Annotated in this window: 3 protein-coding genes and 2 rRNA genes; 2 read left to right on the top strand and 3 right to left on the bottom strand. The window is 47.3% G+C overall.

Annotation, left to right across the window (positions count from 1 at the left end):
- Together KME12_06775 and rrf are read left to right on the top strand one after the other, a co-directional pair.
- A 23S ribosomal RNA gene (locus KME12_06775) occupies nt 1-178 on the top strand; the annotation flags it as partial.
- Nucleotides 179-249: 71 nt separating this feature from the next.
- Nucleotides 250-366 (top strand): 5S ribosomal RNA (gene rrf / locus KME12_06770).
- Nucleotides 367-489: 123 nt separating this feature from the next.
- On the opposite strand, the gene KME12_06765 is transcribed toward rrf, so the two are convergent.
- From KME12_06765 to KME12_06755, 3 genes are all read right to left on the bottom strand, one after another.
- Nucleotides 490-3219: a response regulator gene (locus tag KME12_06765; GenBank protein ID MBW4487476.1), complete on the bottom strand. Its 2730-nt coding sequence runs from the start codon at nt 3217-3219 to the stop codon at nt 490-492.
- A 262-nt stretch (nt 3220-3481) separates the two neighbouring features.
- The gene (locus KME12_06760) at nt 3482-4051 is read right to left on the bottom strand and encodes a hypothetical protein (GenBank protein MBW4487475.1); all 570 of its coding nucleotides are present in this window, start codon (nt 4049-4051) and stop codon (nt 3482-3484) included.
- 125 nt (nt 4052-4176) lie between these two features.
- On the bottom strand, nt 4177-6111 hold the full coding sequence (locus KME12_06755; protein MBW4487474.1) for a diguanylate cyclase: 1935 nt from the start codon (nt 6109-6111) through the stop codon (nt 4177-4179).
- Nucleotides 6112-6154 lie beyond the last annotated feature (43 nt).

Raw genomic sequence — 6154 nt, 5'->3', positions numbered from 1 at the left:
GCCAAGTGCGGAGCGGATAACCGCTGAAAGCATCTAAGTGGGAAGCCCACCTCAAGATGAGTGCTCTCATGGAGTTAATCCAGTAAGGTCACGGGCAGAACACCCGTTAATAGGTTGTAGATGGAAGCGTGGCAACATGTGAAGTCGAGCAATACTAACAGACCGAGGGCTTGACCTCAAAGCAAACGTTGGTGAATGAAGAGACAAGGGACTATGCAGCCTTCAAGGTTTTGAACTTGAGACAGTATTCCTGGTGTTCATGGCGCGGTGGAACCACACTGACCCATCCCGAACTCAGAGGTGAAACGCTGCAGCGGCGACGATACTTTGGGGGTAGCCCCACGGGACAATAGCTCGATGCCAGGGCAATACTAAGATAGAAAGAGCAGAGGTTACATAACGTAAACTCTGCTCTTTTGTTGAATTCACAGGTAAGTAGGGAAATATTCTTTTCCTAACTCGTCATGACTCCTGGGCGGACTAGCATCTTTAGTGGGACCAGCGATCTAAGAGGGCACTTAAATCTTTCAGTTTGATTGGTTTACTGAGGTAATCATCCATACCAGCTGCTAGACACTTTTCCTGGTCGCCAACCATGGCATAGGCAGTCACACCAATAACAATGGGGAGATGTTGCTGGTGTTCTCGCTGGCGCAATCGCCGAGTCGCCTCATAACCGTCTAGGACAGGCATTTGGCAGTCCATAAGGACGATGTCATAGGAGTTTGTAGCGAGTTGATCTAAGGCTTCTTGTCCATCACTCACTGCATCGGGTTGATAGCCTAACTTTTGTAGCATTTTGATAGTGAGCAACTGATTCAGCGGTGTATCTTCCACCACTAGGATTCTTGTAGTAAAGGTCGCAGAGGTGCTGAAATGGCTCAAGTTTTGAGCCACTAGGTCTTGGGATTGTAGGGGCGCTAGTTCTAAAGCAGCAGTGAACCAAAAAGTGGCCCCTTTGCCTAAAGCACTTTCAACCCCAATTTCTCCTCCCATCAGACGCACAATTTTTCGGCAGATAGTGAGTCCTAGCCCTGTGCCTTCATATTGTCGGGTAGCTGAGGTTTCAACTTGAGTAAAGGGTTCAAAAACTCTAGATTGATCTTCTGGAGCCAGCCCTACACCCGTATCTTGCACACTGAAGTGTAAAGTAACTGTGCCATCTTCTTCGGACTGCTCCCGGTGCTCAACTTTGAGAATTACTTTCCCAGCAGCTGTAAACTTGATGGCGTTACGGATGAGGTTAGTCAGCACTTGTTGCAGACGATCGACTGGACCGACCAACCCTTGAGGAATGTCTGGCGCAATGCTAGTAATCAGAGATAAACCTTTAGCATCAGCCTGCGGCTGAAACAGATTAATTAGATCTCTAATGACAGTCCGCAGCGCAAACTTGGTGGAGCTAAGTTTGAGTTCTCCAGCTTCCAACTTAGACAGATCAAGAATGTCATTAATAATGGCTAGCAGGCTTTCACCGCCATGAGTAATAGATTGAATATACTCTTGCTGCTGTTCGTCTAGGGATGTTCCTTCTAGCAATTGAGTAAAGCCCAAAATTGCGTTCATGGGAGTACGAATTTCGTGGCTCATGTTGGTGAGAAACTCACTTTTGGCTTGATTCGCTTTTTCTGCTTGGGCCGCAGCTTCTCGGAGAGCGGTTTGGGAAGACTCCAGAGCTGCAATTAGGAGACTATGCCTTAATTCTTGAGCAGCTTCAATCTCTAGCGACTCCCAGGGCAAGGAATGATCTTGGACCAACTCTTTCCACAGCTCGAATGACCCTCTAGGAGAGAGCCGAACTACTCCCTCATTGCTGAGTGATAAAGCATCACTAGGATTTCCAGCCCAGTTAACGGTATAGCTTTGCTCTGGTCTAAACCAGATGATGTGGTAAGACGTATGTCTCACCATAATGGAAATTGACAAGATGCCGCTAGCTTGCTTTTTGTAGACTTCTGCTGCTGGATATTCTTCCACCAAACTATCTGTGTAAAATACTTCCTGTTTTTTGTCTGTGAGCAACCAAGTCAGTAGGTTTTGAACTTGCTCATGGGTAGGGGTTTGACCGACCAAAATTGCCTGGTTGCCTAGGGCGATCGCGACTCCCTGCGCCTGAACTAAATTTAAGAGAGCTGCTTGGTTTCGCTTGAGGACAGTATCAATGCGGTTAGGGTACTTCAGCAGGTCTTGCCTAAATCCTTCCTCAATGCGTCTAATTTGCTCCCGATAGTTTTGCAGCTCTCGCTCTTGCTGCAAAACTAACTCGACAGAGACTAATTGTCCTAGTAACTCACATACCCGCCGCGTTTCATATCCCACCAGCTTTGGGCTGTAGTGATGACAAGCCACTAATCCCCATAATTGATTTTGATCAATGAGTGGGATGGACATGGAGGCAGAAACGCCCATGTTTCGTAGATATTCTAGGTGGCAGGGAGAGACGCCCCGCAATCCTGATTGACTGAGATCAAGAGGAGCATCAACAGTTTCCGCCGCTACTAGATTGACAGGTTGGTAATTCACATCGGGAATGACTCGCAGCCACTTGCGAGTAAATAAATCTCTGGCGACAGAGGGAATGTCGGCAGCAGGATAGCGCAAGCCTAAATAACTTTCTAATTCAGAACTCAGTTCCTCTGCTACGACAATACCGCTGTGGTCGGTATCAAAACGATAGATCATGACGCGATCGAACTGAATCACCTTGCGAACTTCTTTCGCTACATTCTGAAACAGCTCTGTGAGGGTTGAGGCTTGTTTGATGTTGACCAAAGCCCTAGTCAATTGACTATAAAATTCGCCCGATTCAATCGGGTTAGCTGATGGCATGGGTTCTAATTCCAGAACGATCGCCTGAGCATTCCGATGCATTGTGGCTAAAAAGGCTGCTTCTTGCGGGCTAGAGGAATCGGAAAGGGGTGGCAATTTTAGGCTAATAGCAAAGGGATTAGAAGTGTCCGACTCGTTTTGTAATAGCGCAGTAATGGACTCGACTGTTTCACCAGTAAAGATGTGTGATAATGGCTGACCCAGTAAGGACTCTGAAGCTAGGCCAAAATACCCTTGAGTGTTCTCGCTGAGATGGGTAATCGTGAGGTCTGGCTCGTGTAAGGCCAAGAGTAATCCATGAGGCTGGATTTGACCAATGATGTGGATGGGTTCGCGATCGTCTACCGCTAAACCAACCAATTCAGAGGTAACTCTCTTCAAGGGCTTCATAGTGAGCGTCTGGCTTGTGTCAGTTTACGTCTCTAGTATGCCCACTGAAAGTGACCAAACGCTGTTCTGAGAGAACTGAGCAGCAAATTCTCCTGAAGCCAATTTGCTTGCCAACAAAAAACCCCTAGCCGAAACCAGGGGCTGAAATCAGGGTGCATCTACCACTCCTTTATTCCTAGTTAACTAAACTACATCCGGAAAATTTTTGCTCTAGGTTAATTAGGTGAGTTGGTGACTGGTTGAAGGGCGATCGCAACGCAAGTTATCTCCTCGGTTTGACAGATTTCATCTCGCCAGGTGAAGAACGCTTAAGCAGATCTAAGATACGAAACCAAGTAACGCAACTACCCAATGCCGTCACTATCACTCCCGCCGAGTAGATGAGCCAACGGTTATCCTGTCGTAGTGATAAAGACTTAATTTCTGAGTCTTGTAGAAACGCATTGATTTGAGCAGCTTTGTTTTCTGGAGAGCCAAAGCCCTGATCTACTGGAAAATAGAGTTTATTGTCTGGCAAGACCAAAACTAATTGTCTTAACTTTCCGTGGTGTTTAACTTCTGCGCTTTCTAGTTGAGTCAGCGGGAAAGGAACGACTTTTTTCCCTAACAAACCAGAGAGGATTAGCTTGCAAATGCCGAGATTGGAGCTGGGGCGATCGCAGGTTAAGGTTGCTAGCTGAGGGTTGATGAAGAACATCCAACTTTGAATGACCAGCAGGACCGCTACAAGCGTTGTCAACCAGGCTTCCTCTAAATAAGCAGAAGTACTTTGCAGCTTAAATGAGCTATATTTCGATCGCCGTTTTCTAGATTTATTCTGAGAATTTTCCATGCTGACTCATTACTCGGAACTTGAAGTTCAGTACTCCTGGGAAGGAATACAAGCTGGTTGAGTCGGGTTTCGGATGGACACAAATCCCCACAATTAGGTTTACTTTGATGGAGTAACAGGGAGAATTAGACTGTTATTTGGGTAATAGAGCGGGAGATGTAGCGATCGCGACCTTGGCGTTTGGCTGCATAGAGAGCTTCATCTGCTGCCGCTACCAACTGCTCTGAAGAAGTCGTACTCGTTGGCACCACACTGGTTACACCTAAGCTAAGGGTGAGAAATTCGCTCACCTCTGAATTGACATGGGGGAGTCGGGATTGGTAGATTTCGTGCTGAATGGATCGGGCCACGGCGATCGCTCCCTTAAAATCTGTAAACGGCAAAATGATGGCAAATTCCTCACCACCGTAGCGAGCTACTAGGTCGGCAGGGCGCTTCACGGTTTGTCGTAGCACCTGAGCTACTCGTCGCAAACAACAATCTCCGCCTTGATGGCCATAGAAATCATTGTATTTTTTGAAAAAATCGACATCACAGAGAATTAGCGATAAAGCTTGCTGTTCGCGTTGTAAGTGCTGCCACTCCTGCGCCAGGTATTGATCGAAGGAGCGGCGATTGGCAATTTGGGTTAATCCATCTACTTCAGAGAGGCGTTGCAGTTCTCGGTTGGCTCTCTCCAGTTCGGCAGTACGTTCCTCCACCCGCCGTTCCAACACATAGTTGGCGTTTTCTAGAGCGGTAAAAGATTGCTGCAATTGATCGGCCATGCGGTTAAAGGAGTGACTGAGTAGCTCTAACTCATGAACTCCTTGCGTGTTTATGGTTTGGGTTAAATTGCCATCCGCGATCGCTTTAGCTGAGGCATTGATTTGTAGAATTGGCTGGATGATTTTGTGAGCTGTGACAATGCCAATTAGAATGGCAATCAGCAGAGCTACAGTGCAGAGCAAAATTGTGTGACGAGTATTGATGTCAATTTGCTGCATGAAATCTGATTCTGGGATAACTACCACCACTAGCCAATCCAGCCCCAGATCGTCTTGCCAAGGCGTGATCTGCACAAACTGACGCTGATTTTGTCGGACGAACCCCAGTTGCTGACGATGCTGAATGACATCCAAGCTACCAAATTTCTGAGTTAAAGCGGTGGCAGTTGCTTGGATGAGAGAATCATTGCTGTCTGAAGCTTTGAGGCGGGTTGGAGTGCCGTTAACGACTTTAAAAGGTTTTGTAGCACTGGAACTGGCAATCATCCGCCCGTCTCGTTCCACAATAAAGATGGTGGCGGAAGCACTAATTTTAAGTTGCCGCAGAAAGTCGCTAATTTGGGACAGGCGTTGCTCAATCGCGATCGCTCCAATCAAGTTTTTGTTTTTGTCATAAACTGGGCTACTAATGGCAATGGCTAAAGGATTAGTTACCCAGCTCTGCCAAGTGTAGACGGAGGTCCATTGCGGTTTGCTCGTCCGCATGACCTCTGTGTACCAAGGCTCTTTTTGAAATGGGTAATGTTTTCCTGAATCCACTAATTTACCGCGATTTCCTTGGGAGTCTGGCTCATAGATGTAGAGACGATTATCTCCATATCGCTGAGTACTCATCCGCTCGGTAATCAGCTCCAGGTCGTAGGTTGCAGGTCGTCCTACATCCACATATTCTCCGGTTTTGGCCCCAAAAAGGATATAGCCGAACTGATACAGCTTGGCTTGCTTCCAAAAGAAGCGCCCTAAACCATCTTGATCTTTGGGGTCAACCAAGCTAGAACTAATGGCTGTAGCGTTCAGTTCATTGAGCTGGCGGGCATTGGCTAAGTAACAGTCAAGATGTTGATGGATTTGTTGGGTCGCTTGATGTTGGAGATTAACGACGAGTTCGTTGACCGCTTGTTGGCCATTGCGAAACGACCAGTAGCCCACCAGTCCCACGGTAATAGCCAGTTGTAGGACAAAGGGGACAATCAGCAGTCCTCGCAGGGGCACATTTTTAGGCTGCCGTAGGGGACACTGGGGAAGCTTTACTGTGGGCCACACCGTAACCAGTCGCTCAAACTTGCTCGACATAGGCTTATGGAGTTGTTGCAAAGGGGCATACCGAACTGCTGCA

This window comes from Trichocoleus desertorum ATA4-8-CV12 (genome assembly GCA_019358975.1).
In the GTDB taxonomy this organism is placed as follows: Bacteria; Cyanobacteriota; Cyanobacteriia; order FACHB-46; family FACHB-46; genus Trichocoleus; species Trichocoleus desertorum_A.
This window is presented reverse-complemented; position numbering and strand designations above follow the sequence as displayed.

What these genes read in the sequence shown, in the direction of transcription:
- KME12_06765 (MBW4487476.1), bottom strand. Translation starts at nt 3,219, where the DNA reads ATGAAGCCCTTGAAGAGAGTTACCTCTGAATTGGTTGGTTTAGCGGTA.
- KME12_06760 (MBW4487475.1), bottom strand. Translation starts at nt 4,051, where the DNA reads ATGGAAAATTCTCAGAATAAATCTAGAAAACGGCGATCGAAATATAGC.
- KME12_06755 (MBW4487474.1), bottom strand. Translation starts at nt 6,111, where the DNA reads ATGTCGAGCAAGTTTGAGCGACTGGTTACGGTGTGGCCCACAGTAAAG.